This is a genomic window from Photobacterium swingsii (assembly GCF_024346715.1).
Lineage (GTDB): Bacteria > Pseudomonadota > Gammaproteobacteria > Enterobacterales > Vibrionaceae > Photobacterium > Photobacterium swingsii.
Genome location: NZ_AP024852.1, coordinates 3553459 through 3571890, shown reverse-complemented (window position 1 = coordinate 3571890; position 18432 = coordinate 3553459). Strand labels below are relative to the sequence as shown.

Here is an 18432-nt window from a genome sequence, read left to right as displayed (position 1 = left end):
TTATGCAACGTTTTCGAAGTAGCCTTGCAGCGCATCGATTTGCTGTTGGGCATCCTCGATAGCGTTGAAGGTCCGGCGAAAATCGCCTGCTGGTGCATGTTCTTTTAAGTACCAAGACACGTGTTTACGTGCAATGCGCAACCCTAAGTACTCTCCGTAGAAACGGTGGAGTTCTTGAACATGGCCCAACATGATTTCACTCACTTCTGCCATTGCTGGGGAAGGTAAGTGTTCACCGGTTGTTAAGTAATGATGGATTTCGCGAAAAATCCACGGACGCCCTTGTGCAGGTCGGCCAATCATCAAAGCATCGGCACCCGTATAGTCGAGTACAAAGCGTGCTTTTTCGGGTGAATCGATATCACCGTTAGCGATCACGGGAATAGACACCGCTTGTTTCGCTGCTCTGATGTATTCATATTCTGCCTCGCCTTTGTACATGCAGGCTTTTGTTCGGCCGTGAAGGGCCAGTGCCTGAATGCCGCATTGCTCGGCCATTTTTGCGATATCGACACAGTTACGGTTTTCCAGATCCCAACCTGTACGTGTTTTTAACGTAACAGGGACATCGACGGCATCGACCACGGTACGAAGAATGTCTTCGATAATCGCGGGGTACTGTAACAGGGCAGACCCTGCCAGCTTCTTGTTGACCTTTTTCGCTGGACAACCCATGTTGATGTCGATGATTTGCGCACCATTTTCAACGCTGAATTGAGCTGCTTCGGCCATCAATTTTGGATCGGCGCCAGCAATTTGTACTGAACGGATCCCCGATTCGCCTTCGTGAACCATACGGTTCTGAGATTTAGCCGTTTTCCAGAGATCTGGATTCGATGACATCATTTCACTGACTGCCATTCCCGCACCGTAACGGAGACATAGCTCACGAAACGGACGATCGGTCACACCCGCCATTGGCGCGACAATTAACTGGTTTTTAAGTTGATAAGGACCGATCTGCAAAACGTCTACACCTGACTGTGCCAGTAAGGGCGCGCATTTTACGCATTTTTTCGCTGTCTGAAAAGACCAATAATTGAGCATTTAAGTTTTGATTTTCAAAACTGTTTAATTTTCAGTCGATTGGGTGTTTTTCAGACAAGCACGCCCAGCATTTAATTTTATCGAATGGCGTAAATTACGCTTTTCGACCCGAAATACGACACCAATCTTCACGCACTGCCACAGGGTCTAGTGCGATTTCATCGCTGTAATAGGTCGCTACGTCTTCGGCTTGTGTTTCTAGTACGCCTGAAATGGCCAAGTCACCGCCGTCTTTCACTAGGCTCTTAATCACTGGCGATAGCTCGCGTAATGGCCCAGCAAGGATGTTAGCAACCACGACATCAGCTTGAATGCCTTCAGGTTGGTCTTGAGGTAGGAATAGCTCTAACTGCTCTGATACGCCGTTACGTTCAGCATTATCGCGTGAGGCTAAAATTGCTTGTGGATCGATGTCGATACCGATCACTTTCTTGGCGCCAAGTTTCAGTGCGGCAATTGCAAGGATGCCTGAACCACAACCAAAGTCGATCACTGTTTTGCCCGTAAGGTCTTGGCCGTCTAACCACTCAAGACACAGTGATGTAGTTGGGTGAGTCCCCGTACCAAATGCCAAACCTGGGTCTAGCAGTACGTTGACTGCGTCAGGTTCTGGTGCTTCACGCCAGCTTGGGCAGATCCACAAGCGACGACCGAAACGCATAGGGTGGAAGTTTTCCATCCACTCACGTTCCCAGTCTTTATCTTCTAACTGCTCGATTTTATGAGCAAAATCGTCTGCAATCAGTGGACTGTTGTTTAACATTGTCAGCACAAATTCCATGTCGGCTTCAGCATCGTATAAACCGATTACATCCGTATCACCCCAAAGGCGTGTTTCGCCCGGTAGTGGTTCGAATACTGGCGTATCTTGTGCGTCAAGAAAGGTAACTGATAGCGCGCCAGTTTCTTCCATTAGCATATCGCCAATCGCTTCAGCATTTTCAGCGGTTGCGTTCAGTTTGATTTGAATCCAAGGCATGGTGTATTCGCTTTTGTGTTGACTAAAATTGAGGGAGCGAAGTCTAGCATGAATTTTCGACAATCCACACTGGTTGCGTGGTGAATAATTTCGAACAATTGCCGATAGCGGCAGCGGCAAGGTGGGTAGAGGTGTGTTTTTGATAAAAAAATAGCACCTATAAGGTGCTATTTAAAGATGATGAGGCGACTTACGCTGTCTGTGGTGGTTCGCTTGCCATCACCGGTTTCGCGAGGCTACCAGCCACAAATGCGACTAACCCAATCGCTAGGGTCGGTACAATCGCGTGGACGCCCCCCATGTCTGGCTTTAGGATAGCCAAACTCGCGTAGGTGGTTAAGCCCGTGAACATTGAGGCTAACGCGCCAATGGCCGAGGCTTTCTTCCAATACAGTCCTAGCACTAACGGCCATAAGAACACGGCCTGCATGCCGCCAAAGGCCAATAGATTCAACCAAATCAACATATCCGGTGGGTTCATTGCAGCGACAAAGACCAAGGCAGAGAAAATACCCGTGACCCACAGTGAGAGTCGAGGTAGGCGCTTTTCTGCATCGGCTTTCTCGGCGGCTTTAGGATTGATGTAGTTGAGGTACAAATCCTTCAGTAGGGTCGCGGAGGCTTGGATCAGTTGAGAGTCGATGGTCGACATAATAGCCGCCATTGGCCCAGCTAAAAACACACCAGCAACCACAGGAGGAAGGACAGTCATCATTAGGGTTGGCATGATTTGGTCAGGGCTGGCGATATCTGGCACGATAGCGCGCCCCAAAGCGCCAGCAAGGTGCATGCCTAGCATGAGGAAGGCAACCATAGCCGTACTTATCACCATGCCTTTGTGCAGCGAGCCACTGTCTTTATACGACATACAGCGCACCGCGGCGTGCGGCAAACCAATCACACCGAAGCAGACGAGGATCCAGAAGCTGAGCATAAAGGGTTGGCTGAGGAAGTTGTCAGGGCCAAAAGGGGTGATGAGCGCAGGATCGATGTGATGTAGTTCATTGACTAATTCCCCCACGCTGCCACCGGCATGAACAATGCCCACCAGAAGCGCAATGGTCCCGATGATCATCATGATGCCTTGGATGGTGTCTGTCATGACTACTGCTCTAAACCCACCTATGGTGGTGTAGAGGCCAACCGTAACGGCAAACATCATGAGCCCCTGTTGGTAGCTTAAGCCTGTCATGGTTTGCAGTAAGCGAGCTCCGCCGACAAACTGCACTACCATGGTGCCAAAAAAGGCCAACAACAAGGCTAAGGAGGCGAAAATGACCACGGTGCGGCTGCGATAACGTGCGAATAAAATGTCATTGAGAGTGAGGGCGTTATGGCGGCGCGCTTCAATGGCAAATTTCTTACCTAAAACGCCAAGAGTTAGCCAAGCGGCGGGTAATTGGATCATGGCGAGTAACACCCAACCGAGTCCCATTTTATAGGCGGCGCCCGGACCACCAATGAAGGTGCTGGCGCTGGCGTAAGTAGCGGCTAGGGTCATGGCAAGTACAAAGCCCCCCATGCTGCGATTGCCTAATAGGTATTCACTGAGGAAATTGGAACTTTGGGTACGTTTTTGTCGTGCAAAGAGAGCGACGGCAAAGACGGCCACTAAATAGATCACCAAGGGGATCAGTAGTTGGCTATTCATGGTGCGACTCTTTTTCTATCTCTAGTGACATGTCTTGATAAATGTATTTAACCATTAGCCCACATAGCGCGGTGAAAATGATGGGGCCAAGGATACACGCTAATAAAAACCAAAGTGGAAAGCCGAAATACAGCTCAGGTATGGCGGTGTCTGTGATGGCTGGAGCAAATGCATAAGCGGAAACGTACCACCAAAGGAAATAGGCCAGTGCTAAACCCACCGCCCATTTGGCTTCGCGGTGTGCTTGGCGATAGCGGTCTGATAGCGTTTTCATGGGGGGATCTCCCGTTATTCGATCGGTCATTCATCGGCAAAGCGTCAGTATTGGCCGATAAAGGGCCGTTATTGTGGCAAAAGTTATTCTGGTTGCAAAGGTGGAGTTACGAGAGACGCGGTTTTCACTGCGCTGAAATAACAAAAAGGCTGCCCAAGGCAGCCTTTTTCAATGCAAAGTGCGGTGATGCTTATTGCAGACCTAATTTCTTCTCAAGGTAGTGGATGTTAGCGCCACCGTGTTGGAAGTTTTCATCCAGCATGATTTCTTGCTGTAGCGGGATGTTAGTTTTAATACCGTCGATAACGGTTTCTGCTAGGGCATTACGCATACGCGAAATCGCGACGTCACGGTTTTCACCGTAAGTGATCAGTTTACCGATCATTGAATCGTAATGCGGTGGCACTGTGTAACCTGCGTAGATGTGCGATTCCCAACGAACACCCATACCGCCAGCGGAGTGGAAACGTTCGATTTTGCCAGGGCAAGGTAGAAAGCGCTCTGGATCTTCAGCATTGATACGACACTCAACCGCATGGCCGCGGATTTGGATGTCGCTTTGGTTGAATGACAGCGGTTGACCTGCTGCGATGCGCAGTTGTTCTTTGATCAAGTCGACGCCAGTGACCATTTCGGTTACTGGGTGCTCTACTTGAATACGGGTATTCATTTCAATGAAGTAGAACTCACCGTTTTCGTAGAGGAATTCAAACGTACCCGCACCGCGGTAGTTGATTTCCACACAAGCACGACAACAACGCTCACCGATGTACTTACGCATTTCTTCGGTAATACCTGGTGCAGGTGCTTCTTCCACGACTTTTTGGTGGCGACGTTGCATTGAGCAGTCACGCTCGCCAAGGTGGATTGCGCCGCCTTGACCGTCCGCAAGAACCTGTACTTCAATATGACGAGGGTTTTCTAGGTATTTCTCCATGTAAACCATGTCGTTATTGAAACATGCTTTTGCTTCAGCACGTGTCATTGCGATTGCTTCGCTTAGTTCACCTTCAGAGCGAACAACGCGCATACCACGACCACCGCCGCCACCAGAGGCTTTGATGATCACTGGGTAACCGATACGTTTTGCGAATGATTTGTTGCGTGCTTCATCGTCGTCCAGTGGACCGTCAGAGCCAGGTACACAAGGTACGCCCGCTTTTTTCATTGCATTGATCGCTGATACTTTATCACCCATGATGCGGATGGTTTCAGCTTTAGGGCCGACAAAGATGAAGCCAGAGCGTTCAACTTGTTCAGCAAAGTCCGCGTTTTCAGATAGGAAACCGTAACCAGGGTGAACCGCAACTGCGCCCGTGATTTCAGCCGCACTGATAATGCGTGGAATGTTTAGGTAGCTTTCAGTACCTTTTGCTGGACCAATACAAATGGTTTCATCAGCAAGTAATACGTGTTTTAGATCGCGGTCAGCGGTTGAGTGCACGGCAACTGTTTTGATGCCGAGCTCTTTACATGCACGCAAAATACGTAGTGCAATTTCACCACGGTTAGCGATAACTAATTTATCTAACATAATGTCCCCGTGGTTACTCGATGATAACTAGAGCCTGGTCAAACTCTACAGCATCGCCGTCTTCAGCCAGAATAGCGACAACAGTACCGGCTTTGTCTGATTGAATTTGGTTCATCATTTTCATTGCTTCAACGATACATAGGGTATCGCCAACATTGACTGTTTGACCTACTTCAACGAATGCTTTTGCTTCAGGGCTTGGTGCACGGTAGAAAGAACCAACCATTGGAGAAAGAACTTTGTGACCCGCTGGTTCTGCTGGAGCCGCAGGTGCTGCTGCCTCTGCAACTGGCGCTGCTGCTGGAGCAGGAGCTGCAACGGTTGCCGCAGCAGGAGCTGCCATGAACTGTTGAGCGGGAACCGCGCTAGCCGGTACGTTACGGCTGATGCGTACTGATTCTTCACCTTCAGAGATTTCTAGTTCCGCAATGCCTGATTCTTCAACTAGTTCAATCAGCTTTTTGATCTTACGAATATCCATTTATCTTTCTCTTATATTGTTCATTTAGCGTTCTGATGCAGGCGGCGAGCCGCAGCATTCAGGGCGAATTCATAACCGTCGGCACCTAAACCACAAATCACGCCTACCGCTTTATCTGATAGGTAGGAATGATGACGGAAAGGCTCCCGTGCATGCACGTTCGATAAGTGCACTTCTATAAACGGGATCGCAACCCCCAATAATGCATCACGAATCGCAACGCTGGTATGGGTGAAAGCGGCTGGGTTGATGATGATGAAATCCACGTTACCGTGGGCTTGGTGGATGGCATCGATCAGTTCGTGTTCGGCGTTTGATTGGATGTGTTCTAGGCGAATATCCAATGCATCCGCTTTGGCTGTTAAATCCGTCACGATGTGGGCCAATGTTTGTTGACCATAATGACCCGGCTCTCTGAGACCTAACAAATTAAGGTTAGGTCCGTTAATCAGTAAAATGCGCTTAACGGTCGACATCTTGGGGTTAACTCACTTCTTTTTGATGATTAACTCTAGTAACGTGCAAAAAGTTGCACCACTACTTCCTTGTGCTCAAAAATAAACAGCCAAATCGTGTTTGTGGAGCAATTATAGAGAATTCACCGCAATTAGCAGCAAAATACTGGTCTAATCACTGCTAAATTTAAACAGGCGGTCATCTGGTTGTAAAAAACAGCTTATATGCAAATGTTTCGCTTATTGTCTGCTTCTCGATAACAGAGTGGTAGATCTATGATAGTGCATAGTTTTTAGACTATCAGTAAGCCTTTCCATCAGAACATAGATAATATTTGAAGGAAAGGCTTTGGGAGGATAGTGCTTTTGGTGGCTATTTACTGCGCACTAGAGCACGAATTGATGGAAAACGACTGAGCTTTGCAACCACGATACCGATAAAGAGCGGCGCGAGTAGCTGCTGGGATAAGGCTGAAAGGTGGTTGTTATTGAGCCAAGCATCCAAGCATAGCGCCACAATTGGGAAGATTAAAAAGCATAAAGAGGCGGTGAAAGGTGACGTGACTTGGTTTAAGCGAAAGTAAGCCACAATCCCGCCAACACTTGCGATCAGGCCTAAATACCCCACAGCTTGAATAGAATGGGTTGTCATGAGGTGCCATTGTGGCTGTTCCCAAAGGTTGCCAACAATCAGTAATAGCACGGCAGCCATCGCAGAAGGGAGAGCATTGTAGGTTAGCACTTGAATACCTTGGCCATATTTCTGAGTAAAGACATACATTACGGCGTGGATAGCAACCGCAGTCACTAAGGCGACAATGCCAGCGTAATCATTATTATCACCGATATCTAACTCATTCTTTAAGATCAGGCATAGGCTGATGATCGCCACGGCAAGGCCGACGAGCTGATGAGGCAATAAGCGTAGCCCTAAGCTGAGCATAGAGACGGCGAGCACGGCCAGAGGCATATTGGCAAAGATGATAGAGGCGAGACCTGACGAAATATATTGTTCGCCCACAATCATTAAGGTGAAAGGGATAGCAAAATAAAAGACGGCGACGGCACACATAAATCCTCGTTTTCCTTTCGGAAAACAAAGAGGTGCGCCGGTACATTTTGCCAGTAATAAAATACAAGGTGCTGAGATTAAAAAGCGTAGTCCAGTTGCGGTGATCGGTGGAACAGACTCGACAGCGATTTCCATGGCCATCCAGGTTGTGCCCCAGATAGTACAAACCGCAATAAAGAGCGCGGATGTAACGAATGTATCCTTCATTTTGAAAACTTGTAAGTGAATTGTAGTGTGGCGGTATTGTAGTGGGTTTGCTGTAAAACCTTTTTCTTTATTGTTAGGTAATTATGGCTATGTTTGGAAATTTATTTCATACGGTACGCTTAAGTGAAAACATTTTCTTTTTAAGGGCTTAAATAAAGAAAACCAGACTAATAGTCTGGTTTTATTGGAGGTGCAATTAGCGACAGAAAAAGTGTTACATGATCTTCTGTTTTTCTTCGATTAGCTTATCGACCACGCTTGGGTCAGCCAGTGTGGAGGTATCCCCGAGTGTACCTGTGTCACCTGTGGCGATTTTACGCAGAATACGGCGCATGATTTTGCCTGAACGTGTTTTTGGTAATGCATCGGTCCAGTGAAGGAAATCAGGGGTTGCAATAGGGCCAATTTCTTTTCGTACCCAGTCTTTGACTTCTTTGTGCAGCTCAGCACTTGGGATCTCACCATCATTGAGGGTGATGTAAGCGTAAATGGCTTGGCCTTTGATATCGTGTGGCACACCGACAATGGCCGCTTCGGCGATTTTATCGAAAGCAACCAGTGCCGATTCGATTTCTGCTGTCCCCATACGGTGACCCGAAATATTCAGTACATCGTCGACACGGCCGGTGATCCAGTAGTAACCATCTTCATCACGGCGCGCGCCATCACCAGTAAAATACATGCCTTGGAATGTTGAAAAGTAGGTTTGTTCGAAGCGTTCATGATCACCCCATAAGGTGCGCATTTGCCCAGGCCATGAATCGATCATCACCAAGTTACCTTCGGTTGCCCCCTCAAGAATATTACCCATGTTATCGACAATTGCGGGTTGTACCCCAAAGAATGGACGTGTAGCTGAGCCGGGTTTGAGTGCTGTAGCGCCTGGTAGTGGGGTGATCAAAATCCCACCAGTTTCTGTTTGCCACCAGGTATCCACAATTGGGCAGCGGCTATCACCTATCGTGCGGTGATACCATTCCCATGCTTCTGGATTAATCGGCTCACCAACTGATCCCATAATTCGCAGGCTGGCGCGTGATGTCCCTTGAATGGCTTCATCCCCTTTCGCCATTAAGGCGCGAATGGCCGTTGGTGCGGTATAAAGGATACTGACGCTATGTTTATCAACCACTTCACTCATTCGACTGGTATTGGGGTAGTTCGGGACACCTTCAAATAAAAGGGTGGTTGCACCATTGGCTAATGGTCCGTATACCAAGTAGCTGTGGCCTGTGATCCAACCTACATCGGCAGTACACCAATAGATATCACCGTCTTGATAGTCGAACACATATTTAAAGGTCATAGTAGCATACACGAGGTAGCCGCCTGTGGTGTGTAACACGCCCTTAGGTTTACCCGTAGAGCCTGAAGTATAAAGAATGAAAAGTGGGTCTTCGGCATTCATTTCTTCGGGTTCGCAGTTGGCAGAAGCCACGGCTGTTGCGTCATGCCACCACACATCTCGTTCGCTATCCCATTCAACGTTGCCACCTGTGCGTTTTAGGACGAGCACTTTTTCAACGCTGGTGACCTCATCATTGGCCAGCGCATCATCGACATTTTTCTTGAGTGGAACTGCGCGACCCGCGCGAACACCTTCATCGGCGGTGACAACTACCTTAGCGTTAGAGTCGATAATACGCCCAGCCAGCGCTTCAGGTGAAAAGCCACCAAAGACGATGGTATGGACGGCACCAATACGGGTACAAGCCAGCATGGCAATCGCCGCTTCAGCGACCATTGGCATGTAGAGACAGACGACATCGCCTTTGCGAACGCCTTGGCTTTTGAGTGCGTTGGAGAATTTACACACTTCTTCATGTAATTCGTTGTAGGTGAGGGTGGCATCATCGGTTGGATCGTCGCCTTCCCAGATAATGGCGGGTTGATCACCGCGAGTGGCAAGGTGACGGTCAAGGCAGTTGGCTGATACATTCAAGGTACCGTCTTCAAACCAATTCACACTGACGTGGCCAGTATCGAAAGAGGTGTTTTTCACTTTAGAGAAAGGTTTAATCCAATCAAGGATTTGACCGTGTTCGCGCCAGAAGCCTTCTGGGTTAATGACCGACTGTTGGTACATTTCACGGTATTTATCATCGGTAATGTGTGCATTGTCTGCAATCGCTTGATTGACAGGGTAAACATGAACCTCACTCATCCTATTCTCCTTGTGTTCCCATCGGTAGCCACTATCTGGGCTGGGATATTCTTGTCGTATGGCTATACAGATATTAGTCAGTATTGGTATTCAGCGTTTGTTTCGTTATTTATTTCACTGGTTATTAACTTGATTCAGATTCTGATTTGCCACAATTAGACTTTAGGATGAGAGAGGCAGATCAATTGTTATTTCAGCGGTTTACATGCTTGTTTCATTGTAAAAGGTGAGCAAGCAATGATCTGATTGTTGCTCGTAAGGCGCTTTAGGGGGGAGGTTGAGTGGAAGCAATGAAAAGGTAGAGGTATCAAGATGAGGTGAGCATCGGCATGTCACCATGCTTTAATCGCACATAAATGAGTGCGGCAGTAATGGCATCTTCGAGGGCATCGTGGCGTTCTGGTGCAGGTAACCCTAAATGGTGGCTAATTGCTTCAAGGCTTAAATCGTAATACGCGTTAGGTAATAAGCGTTCGAGCCGTTCGTGATACAGATGGCTAACCTCGACTAAAGGGTTGGGAAGTGGAAAGCCAAAGTATTGCTGGTAATAGCGATCGAGGATCGTTTTATCGTAGCGGATATGGTAGCCAACGAGTGGGCGGTTACCGATAAAATCGAGCAATTGAGTTAGCGCTTGCTCATTGTCGAGGCCATGCTGTAAATCTTGGTGGCGGATCTGATGAATGGCAATAGAGGCACTATCTAGGCTCGATGGCGCTTGTAACGACAGGTGAATGGATTGGCTGGTCAGGATCCGATTGGCTTTGATCCGCGTCGCAGCAATGGTGACTAATTCTGCACGGTGCGGATTTAGGCTGGTGGTTTCACAGTCGAGTGATACCAGCTCATCACCTTGGTATCGCTGGAATAAGGCAGCATGTTGAGTGTGCTTATATTTATGTTGGTACCAAGCGCGGCGAAGACGGTTCATAGGGTTCTCTCACATCTTTTTATTGGTTAATCGCGGATTTGGTAGTGGTAGCCTAGCCATTCCTTGAATTTTTTGACGACATGCAGACTGTGACGAAGGACATCACGCTCGGCGCGGCTTAAGGTGCTGATATCGATATGGTGTTGTTGGCCATCTTCTTGCTGACTCAACTGTTGATGCAGGCGTAATTTAATAAATAATTTTAGCGCTTCACTGAGGTTATCCGCAGTACGCTGCTCCAGTACACGTTGCGTGGTTAATGCCGCAATGCGAGCAAAGGTATTGTTGGGGCTGATATTGTGCTCAAGAGCTAGTGCGCGGATACCATGCACTATGGGGAAAATCCCACCCTGCTTGATGTTTAGCCCATGTTTACCTGCTTTTAAGTTGCCAAAAATAGTCAGCGGTATCGAAAATTGTAATGCGGGACGTGTGAAGATAGAGAGCAAACGCTCTTGATCGGCAAGCTGTTGATGCAGGCATAGTTGCAGTGGTGTCTGCAGTGCTTGATTGCCCGCAATCGCGTGGCTGTCGGCTAAAATCGCCAGTTCCATCATGCTATCAGGATCACCCTGTCGGCATAATTGGGTGATACGTTGCAGCCAGCTCCGCTGAGAGTTGACCCAGTGCGGATTACTCACCATGACATTACCCGGGCAAAGTGGGTAGCCAAGTTGCTGCAGGGTGTGGGTTAATTGCGCCATAACGCCATGGCAATCCGGCCAGTTGATACCATCTTCTATGATCAAGGCATTGTCTTGATCGGTTTTCAGTATTTGTTCACCCCGGCCCTCAGAGCCCATTACCATCAAACAACAGTGTGGCTGTAAGTGAGTGGGTACTATCAGTTTAAAGGCCTTCTCTATGATCTGCTCGTTAACGGCAGCGATTAGCTCCATCACAAACAAGGTGCGAATACCGTTATTGAATAAGGTTTCCACCAAGGTTTGTTGACTGTTCGCTGCCAGGGCGAGCTCTTCAATGGTTTCAGACCGTGCAATACGCAGTGTAAGCACATGAGAATGAGTGGAAAACAAGCTGAGCACTTGGGTGAGATCAAGCATGCCAACCACACTATTGTCATCACAAACTTGCACCCGCTTTACCTTTTGGCGCGTCATCGCCAGCATGGCATTGAAGAGGTAATCGCCTTTGTTGACGCTGACAACGGGCGTAGTGGCAATGGTGCTGACTGGGGTATCGTGCGGGTGTCCATCTAACAAGGTGGCATGCAATAAATCGGTGCGGGTTACTATGCCGTATTGCGGCAAGCCATTGAGGGTGATAAAGGCGGCATCCAACTCGTTGTTTTTCATCTGTTGAGTCACGGCTAATAAGCTGGTGTCATGGGGCACCACTAAACAAGGCTGAATATTGTCATCATCAATTTTTGTGAGGATAAACTCCGCGAGGTTCTGCTGATGGTGCGCTTCGTCGAGTAAGGCTTGGCGCTTGGTGAGATCGGTATCGAAGTACGCGGCAAACTGACTGTTGTTTTGATAGCACAGAACAAATAATTCGCGCGGTAGTGCATAGCAAATGGTATCTTCGCAGGCTTTAAATGTATGGCGACTCTGCCCTTTTAGCTGGGCGCTGACATCAAATAAATCATCGTTAGCATAGTGGGCGAAGGTTTCTTTATGTTGTTGCTTATCGGCGGTCTTTGGTATGGTCGCGGATGGATTTGAGGTAACACTGTATTCTTCAATATTGCCTTTAATGATGATGTAGAGCTGGTGGCAGTCATCGCCTGCCGTAATCACTGTTTCTCCCGCGCGAAAATACACCACATCTAAGGCGCTACGTAAGGTGTGTTGCTCGGTAGCTGTCAAGCGATCGAAAGGTGGTAGCGAGGTATCAAACTTATCGGTCATTTTCACTCCAAGCGTTCACCATACAAAAGAGATAAAGCTATTGTCGGTGCTTATACCGCTTGAAACTAGACGACTTTAGTCTAGCGTCTCGTGAGGTTTTCCCTAGTGCTTGATGGCTTCTTTTCGCAAACTATTACCGCTATAGCTATGGGCGCATATTGAAACTTTAGGCATAATACCGCTATATTTTCGTGCATTAGGATGTCGCATGTTTCGTAGTAGTCCGTATGGCTGGACCTCGCAGTACCTGTTCGGTTTTTTCTTTAGTTATGGTGTTTATCTACCGTTTTGGGGATTGTGGTTTGCGCATTTAGGTGTGAGTGCATCAAATATTGGTTTATTGATTGGTATGGGGTTAGCAGTGCGTTGTGTCGCTAACTTAGTGCTAACGCCGCGCATTCATAAAGTTGAGCACTTGATCCCCGCACTACGCTGGCTAGCTTTGGCTGCGTTATTAAGCTGTGTCATTTACATTTTCTGTGGTGGAAGCCTGTGGGCGCTAACGGCTGTGACCGTGCTGTTTAATTTAGCGGCTGGTCCGGTGATCCCACTCTCCGACGCCTTAGCGAATCATTACGCCAAAGATGGTCACTTAGACTATGGTCGAACGCGCTTATGGGGCTCAATTGCTTTTATTGGTGGCTCAACGCTGGTGGGTTTATTAGCGGCTGAATACGGTGCGAATGTGATCCCTTGGGTCGCGATTGCTGGCTTAGCGGCTGCATTGGCTTTCTCGATGCGTAATCCAACCATAGCACCGAGCGCGCACGATGAGCATGCGCAAGCCCGACCTGTTTTGAGTGAGATGCTTCGCGATAGTTTGGTGATCCGCTTATTGGTGATTGCAGCGTTGTTGCAGGGAAGCCATGCCGCGTATTACAGCTTTAGTGCGATCTATTGGAAAGAGATAGGCTATAGCGAAGCTATTATAGGTTACTTGTGGAGCTTTAGTGTGGTGGCGGAAATAGCCGTTTTTGCGACCAGTAAGCGTTTGTTCGTCAATTGGAGCGTGGCGGGGATGTTCCGCTTGGCAGCCTTTGGCGTATTGCTGCGCTGGGGATTGACGGCATCGATGACAGCACTGCCAATGTTAGTGATTGCACAGGCATTGCATGGTGTTACGTTTGCCGCAGCGCATTTAGCCGCTATTCGTTATATTCAGCAAGCGCCAAGTAGTCAAATGGTAGCACTACAAGCCCTGTACAATGCCTTACCGTTGGGGGCGTTTATGGCCTTAATGACGGCATTAAGTGGTTGGTTGTACGGTTTATGGGGAGCGAATTTATTCTGGCTAATGGCCGCAATGGCAGTGCCTGTGTTGTTCATTCCTGTTGAAAAGAAAACCACAGCACAAGCGGTTTCGTCATAGCTTTATGTTGGATTAAATGAAAAACGGGGCGCTAACTTAGCGCCCCGTTTTTTTATGCTGGGAATGGTCGTTTTATCAAAGCTGATGGGTTAGCCCATATTGCCTACAACCGAAATATTACGGTCATCAGGGATTTCATTAAACGACAACACGTATAAGCCTCGGGCACAGATCCGCGAATAACGGGCCAGTAGTGGTCGCAGTTGCGGCATCACTAACAAGATTGGCGTGTGGTTATTCAAACGCATGTTATCCAATACCTCAGGTAAACTGCGTTGCAGCTTTTCAATGACCGTTGGCTCAAGCGCGAAACCATCTAGCTGCACGTGCCCCCCTGCTTGGGCTTGGCTGAGTGCATTGACCAACATATTTTCGAGCTCAGCAGATAAGGTGATAGCGGGAATATCGGCTTTGGTGCCCACCAAGTTCCCCAAGATTACGCGCCGTAGCATGCAGCGCACATCTGCAGCTAACAATATCGGGTCTTTGGATAGTTCTGCCGACTCAACCAATGAGTTGGCAATGGTCACAATATCCGACAGTGAAACACCATCAACGGTGAGCTGGCGGAAAACGCGCAATAGCTGCTGTTGTGTTAACTTTTGTTGCAAGTCATCGGCTAATTTACCGTTCAGTGCCGCTAAACGATCCATGATGCCGGTGACTTCTTCTGGGCTTAGCACTTCTTCAATACAGTCGTTGATGATTTTACTGATATGAGTCGAAATGATGGTTGCATGATCAACAACGGTATAGCCAAGGTTCACGGCTTTGTCTTTGTCGTGAGGTTTAATCCAAATGGCTTCCATGTTGTAAGCGGGATCACGGGTCATGATGCCATCGACACTGCCGTACACTTGACCTGGATTGATTGCTAATAGGCAGTCCATCTCGACTTCAGCCTCGACGATGTTGGCACCTCGTACGGCAATTTTATAATGGTTGGCATCAAGGGCTAAATCATCGCGGACATGAATTTGCGGCACCACAAAGCCACGGTGTTCAGTCAAGGTTTTACGGACGCCCAGTAAGCGACTCAGCAGCTCAGCCCCTTGCTTGCGGTCGATCAAATTCACTAAACGATAGCCGACATTGAGGCTAATCGCATGAACGATAGGAATGTCTTTAGATGCAATTTCCCGTTGGTCGGGTTGATCGTGTTGTTCAACAATTTCTTCGGCGCGGGCCAAATCATCATCATTGATGACAGGCGTTTCTTCACGCATTTTCCAGCCAGCAAACGCGACCACAGCAGCAAAACACAGAAATGCTAAGTGTGGCATGCCAGGGATCAAACCGAGTACCAGCATGATACCAGCCACCACATACAGAGCGCGTGGTGATGCCAGCATTTGGCTGGTGATTTGGTTGGCTAAATCATTGCTATCGGTGACCCGGGTAACCACAATCGCGGCAGAGGTTGCCAGCAAGAGTGATGGGATTTGAGCAACTAAGCCGTCACCTATGGTCAGTAGAACAAAGGTTTGAAATGCATCAGAAAAGCCCAAGCCGTGCTGGAATACACCTATGCTGACACCACCAATAATGTTGATAAATAAGATCAACATCCCGGCGATAGCATCACCCCGTACGAACTTAGATGCACCATCCATCGAACCAAAGAAATCGGCTTCTTGTGCGACATCTTCACGGCGTTTCTTGGCTTGGTTATGGTCGATAATACCGGCATTTAAATCGGCATCGATCGCCATTTGTTTACCGGGCATAGCATCCAAGGTAAAACGGGCACTGACTTCTGAAATACGCTCGCCACCTTTGGTCACCACCACGAAGTTGATGATCATTAAGATAACGAAGACCACCATACCCACAACATAGTTACCGCCGATAACCACATCACCAAAGGCTTGGATCACTTTACCAGCCGCATCGCCACCTTCGTGACCATGAAGTAATACAACCCGTGTAGAGGCGACGTTCAGTGCCAAACGAAGTAGCGTGGCAATCAGCAAGATACTCGGGAAGACCGAGAAATCAAGTGAGCGCTTACTATATACGCTGACCAGCATCACCAATAAAGCTAATACAATATTGAAGGTGAACAGCATATCCAGAATGACAGGCGGCACAGGCAAAATCACCATCGCAAGGATGGTCATCAGGAGCAGCGGGATCCCTACTTGTCCTTTGCTGAGCACGGACATCAGGGGAGCGAGTTTCTGTTTCATAGCAGATTGGTCTCGTTAACGGCGAAGTTCACGGGGAATAGAAACCCGTGGAAATTCAGGTTTACTTGGCTGGCGCCCTTTTTGATATTCCTTCATTTGGAAGACAAACGTCAGAATATGAGCAACAGCGACATATAAAGGAGCAGGCACTTCCTGCCACTCATTGGTGGAGTAATAGACCGCACGCGTTAACGGCGGGATCTCAACCACGGGGCAATCATAGCGACGGGCCACTTGTTGAATTTGGAGTGCCATTTGGTCGACCCCCTTGGCGATAACAAATGGGGCACCGGCTTTATCTAAATCGTATTTCAATGCCACCGCATAGTGGGTTGGGTTAGTAATCACTACGTCGGCTTGTGGGACTGTTTGGGTTAAACTGCGTTGTGACATTTGGCGTTGAAGCTGACGAATACGTGCCTTCACTTCAGGGCGACCTTCGCTGTTTTTACTTTCTTCTTTCACTTCTTGCTTGGTCATCTTGAGCTGTTTGGTGTACTCCCAGCCCGAATATGGCAGCTCTAAAATGGCAATAAACAGCAGTGCTAAACCAAAACTAAAGAGTCCTAGCCACAAAAAATCCACGGTTTGCAGCATGGCTTCAGGCAATGGCAAGCGCTGCAAATTCACAATATCAGTTAGGGTATTACGGATCAGCAGTACCAAAGTGGCGATGATCAGTGTGACTTTGAGGATACTCTTGATCAGCTCGGCCAATGATTTGGTCGAGAACATCCGCTTAATTCCTGAAATGGGATTAAGTTTGGAAAATTTAGGTTGGGCGGATTTTGCGGAGAGGTTCCAACCACCGCGCAAGAGGTTGGCTAAAATGGTGATCAAGACCAGTAAGCCCAACATAGGGCCGATTGCCATTACCATTAGCCATAAACTCTCGCTCAAGTGCTGGAGCATGATCTTGGTATCGAAAGCCGCTTCTTTGGATAAGCGCATGTTTAACTGTGTCACTTGGCGAAACATTTCCGCCAAAGTGCCGCCAAATGCGGTTAGCAGCAGTGCACTCCCCAGTGTCATCAGGGCGGTCACCAACTCTTTAGAACGTGGTAGGTTACCGTCTTCTCTGGCTTTGCGTAATTTCTGCTGACTGGGCTGTTCCGTTTTATCCTGACTACTGTCATTGCTCATGGCCGTACCTCCTCAAGCGTTAACATCAGCGATAGGGTTTCGCTGCTTAAACGGGTGAAGTTTTCAGGAATGCCAGATGTCGTGATCAGTAAACAGATCAGGCCCAATAACATGGTCATTGGGAAGCCGAGGGCAAAGACGTTAAGTTGCGGCGCAGCGCGGTTCATCATACCGAATGAACCGTTGACCAATAGCATGGCGCAAACCGCAGGTAGCGACAGCAATAGCGCGGCAGCCATCATCCAGCCAAAGCGCATAATGATAGTATCTAGTGCCATTTGGCTCATCATCTCGCCGACAGGCCAAATATTGAAACTCTGTACCATCACATCCAAGGCAACTAAGTGGCCGTCTAATGCTAAAAAAAGCATTAAGGCATAGAGCTGATAATATTTACCTAATGCTGGAATGCTGACTCCATTGATAGGGTCATTCATCATCGCCATACCAAGACCCATCTGCATCGATAAGATTTGGCCCATAGTGGTAAAAATGGCAAAGAGTAGGTCAAGCAATAAGGCCAGCATGGCACCTATGATCACTTGCTGACCAGCCAAGATTAAGGCTTCAACAGATAAGGGATCGACCGCAGGCATTGCAGGCATTAATGGTGCTGCCAGTACGCTAATTATGAGCGCTAACGCGATGCGTACTTGTACGGGGATTTGGCTGCCACCAAAAATCGGCATAAGCATTAATGTGGTGCTAATACGAAAAAATGGCCACCATACTTGCCCGATTAATGCGGTGAACTGCGCAGCGGATAACTCCATCTTGGGTTAACCGATCAAGTGCGGGATATCGAGGAACAAGCGGGTAAATAAATCCCCCAAGGTCCGTAATAGCCAAGGGCCTGCAAAGCCCAGCATTGCCAAGGTGACAAGGAGGCGTGGTAGAAAACTCAGGGTTTGCTCATTGATTTGGGTTGCGGCTTGAAAAATACTGACCACTAAGCCAACTAACAGGCTAGGGACAATTAATACGCAAACCATACTGATGATGATAACGAGTGCGTCACCAAAAAACGCAGCTACAAATTCTGAACCCATACCTTACCCCATT

The 18432-nt window shown here is 48.1% G+C and carries 16 protein-coding genes; 1 reads left to right on the top strand and 15 read right to left on the bottom strand.

Features of this window, described 5'->3' with window-relative positions; translation table 11 throughout:
• The 11 genes from dusB to OCU77_RS16150 form a co-directional block, all read right to left on the bottom strand.
• On the bottom strand, positions 1–966 hold the full coding sequence (dusB, locus tag OCU77_RS16200) for a tRNA dihydrouridine synthase DusB (protein ID WP_048899814.1): 966 nt from the start codon (positions 964–966) through the stop codon (positions 1–3).
• 175 nt (positions 967–1141) lie between these two features.
• Entirely contained in the window at positions 1142–2026 is an 885-nt protein-coding gene (gene prmA / locus OCU77_RS16195) for a 50S ribosomal protein L11 methyltransferase (RefSeq protein ID WP_048899815.1), read from the bottom strand.
• A gap of 190 nt (positions 2027–2216) precedes the next feature.
• Positions 2217–3677 carry a sodium/pantothenate symporter gene (panF, locus tag OCU77_RS16190; RefSeq protein WP_048899816.1) on the bottom strand — a complete coding sequence of 487 codons (1461 nt, stop codon included), beginning with the start codon at positions 3675–3677 and terminating at the stop codon, positions 2217–2219.
• Positions 3670–3951 (bottom strand): YhdT family protein, encoded by a 282-nt coding sequence (locus OCU77_RS16185; protein ID WP_048899817.1) that lies wholly within the window; start codon positions 3949–3951, stop codon positions 3670–3672. The genes panF and OCU77_RS16185 overlap by 8 nt, the downstream gene beginning before the upstream one ends.
• 190 nt (positions 3952–4141) lie before the next feature.
• Positions 4142–5485, bottom strand: coding sequence for an acetyl-CoA carboxylase biotin carboxylase subunit (gene accC / locus OCU77_RS16180; protein WP_048899818.1), 1344 nt, complete (start codon positions 5483–5485; stop codon positions 4142–4144).
• A gap of 13 nt (positions 5486–5498) precedes the next feature.
• Positions 5499–5966 carry an acetyl-CoA carboxylase biotin carboxyl carrier protein gene (gene accB / locus OCU77_RS16175; protein WP_048899819.1) on the bottom strand — a complete coding sequence of 156 codons (468 nt, stop codon included), beginning with the start codon at positions 5964–5966 and terminating at the stop codon, positions 5499–5501.
• 20 nt (positions 5967–5986) lie between these two features.
• On the bottom strand, positions 5987–6442 hold the full coding sequence (aroQ, locus tag OCU77_RS16170) for a type II 3-dehydroquinate dehydratase (RefSeq protein WP_048899820.1): 456 nt from the start codon (positions 6440–6442) through the stop codon (positions 5987–5989).
• 352 nt (positions 6443–6794) lie between these two features.
• Positions 6795–7700 carry a DMT family transporter gene (locus OCU77_RS16165; protein WP_048899821.1) on the bottom strand — a complete coding sequence of 302 codons (906 nt, stop codon included), beginning with the start codon at positions 7698–7700 and terminating at the stop codon, positions 6795–6797.
• A 214-nt stretch (positions 7701–7914) separates the two neighbouring features.
• Complete coding sequence (gene acs, locus OCU77_RS16160) at positions 7915–9864, bottom strand: acetate--CoA ligase (RefSeq protein ID WP_048899822.1); 1950 nt, start codon at positions 9862–9864, stop codon at positions 7915–7917.
• Between the two features lie 307 nt (positions 9865–10171).
• Positions 10172–10795, bottom strand: a complete 624-nt coding sequence (locus tag OCU77_RS16155) for a 3'-5' exonuclease (protein ID WP_048899823.1) — start codon at positions 10793–10795, stop codon at positions 10172–10174.
• Positions 10796–10821: 26 nt separating this feature from the next.
• On the bottom strand, positions 10822–12669 hold the full coding sequence (locus OCU77_RS16150) for a DUF294 nucleotidyltransferase-like domain-containing protein (RefSeq protein WP_107303049.1): 1848 nt from the start codon (positions 12667–12669) through the stop codon (positions 10822–10824).
• Between the two features lie 208 nt (positions 12670–12877).
• Here OCU77_RS16150 and OCU77_RS16145 point away from each other — a divergent pair, with 208 nt between their 5' ends.
• Positions 12878–14038 (top strand): 3-phenylpropionate MFS transporter, encoded by a 1161-nt coding sequence (locus tag OCU77_RS16145; RefSeq protein WP_048899824.1) that lies wholly within the window; start codon positions 12878–12880, stop codon positions 14036–14038.
• 89 nt (positions 14039–14127) lie between these two features.
• On the opposite strand, the gene flhA is transcribed toward OCU77_RS16145, so the two are convergent.
• Genes flhA through OCU77_RS16125 form a run of 4 tightly spaced genes read right to left on the bottom strand, consistent with a single transcriptional unit; the run spans position 14128 to position 18419 of the window.
• Positions 14128–16227 (bottom strand): flagellar biosynthesis protein FlhA, encoded by a 2100-nt coding sequence (gene flhA, locus OCU77_RS16140; protein WP_084711839.1) that lies wholly within the window; start codon positions 16225–16227, stop codon positions 14128–14130.
• 15 nt (positions 16228–16242) lie between these two features.
• Positions 16243–17370, bottom strand: a complete 1128-nt coding sequence (gene flhB / locus OCU77_RS16135) for a flagellar biosynthesis protein FlhB (RefSeq protein ID WP_048899825.1) — start codon at positions 17368–17370, stop codon at positions 16243–16245.
• A complete protein-coding gene (gene fliR / locus OCU77_RS16130; protein WP_048899826.1) occupies positions 17367–18143 on the bottom strand; it encodes a flagellar biosynthetic protein FliR in 777 nt (258 codons plus the stop codon). The genes flhB and fliR overlap by 4 nt, the downstream gene beginning before the upstream one ends.
• A gap of 6 nt (positions 18144–18149) precedes the next feature.
• Entirely contained in the window at positions 18150–18419 is a 270-nt protein-coding gene (locus OCU77_RS16125) for a flagellar biosynthetic protein FliQ (RefSeq protein ID WP_048899827.1), read from the bottom strand.
• Positions 18420–18432 lie beyond the last annotated feature (13 nt).

Coding starts and splice junctions, on each gene's coding strand:
- prmA (WP_048899815.1), bottom strand. CDS start 2,026: ATGCCTTGGATTCAAATCAAACTGAACGCAACCGCTGAAAATGCTGAA.
- panF (WP_048899816.1), bottom strand. CDS start 3,677: ATGAATAGCCAACTACTGATCCCCTTGGTGATCTATTTAGTGGCCGTC.
- OCU77_RS16185 (WP_048899817.1), bottom strand. CDS start 3,951: ATGAAAACGCTATCAGACCGCTATCGCCAAGCACACCGCGAAGCCAAA.
- accC (WP_048899818.1), bottom strand. CDS start 5,485: ATGTTAGATAAATTAGTTATCGCTAACCGTGGTGAAATTGCACTACGT.
- accB (WP_048899819.1), bottom strand. CDS start 5,966: ATGGATATTCGTAAGATCAAAAAGCTGATTGAACTAGTTGAAGAATCA.
- aroQ (WP_048899820.1), bottom strand. CDS start 6,442: ATGTCGACCGTTAAGCGCATTTTACTGATTAACGGACCTAACCTTAAT.
- OCU77_RS16165 (WP_048899821.1), bottom strand. CDS start 7,700: ATGAAGGATACATTCGTTACATCCGCGCTCTTTATTGCGGTTTGTACT.
- acs (WP_048899822.1), bottom strand. CDS start 9,864: ATGAGTGAGGTTCATGTTTACCCTGTCAATCAAGCGATTGCAGACAAT.
- OCU77_RS16155 (WP_048899823.1), bottom strand. CDS start 10,795: ATGAACCGTCTTCGCCGCGCTTGGTACCAACATAAATATAAGCACACT.
- OCU77_RS16150 (WP_107303049.1), bottom strand. CDS start 12,669: ATGACCGATAAGTTTGATACCTCGCTACCACCTTTCGATCGCTTGACA.
- OCU77_RS16145 (WP_048899824.1), top strand. CDS start 12,878: ATGTTTCGTAGTAGTCCGTATGGCTGGACCTCGCAGTACCTGTTCGGT.
- flhA (WP_084711839.1), bottom strand. CDS start 16,227: ATGAAACAGAAACTCGCTCCCCTGATGTCCGTGCTCAGCAAAGGACAA.
- flhB (WP_048899825.1), bottom strand. CDS start 17,370: ATGAGCAATGACAGTAGTCAGGATAAAACGGAACAGCCCAGTCAGCAG.
- fliR (WP_048899826.1), bottom strand. CDS start 18,143: ATGGAGTTATCCGCTGCGCAGTTCACCGCATTAATCGGGCAAGTATGG.
- OCU77_RS16125 (WP_048899827.1), bottom strand. CDS start 18,419: ATGGGTTCAGAATTTGTAGCTGCGTTTTTTGGTGACGCACTCGTTATC.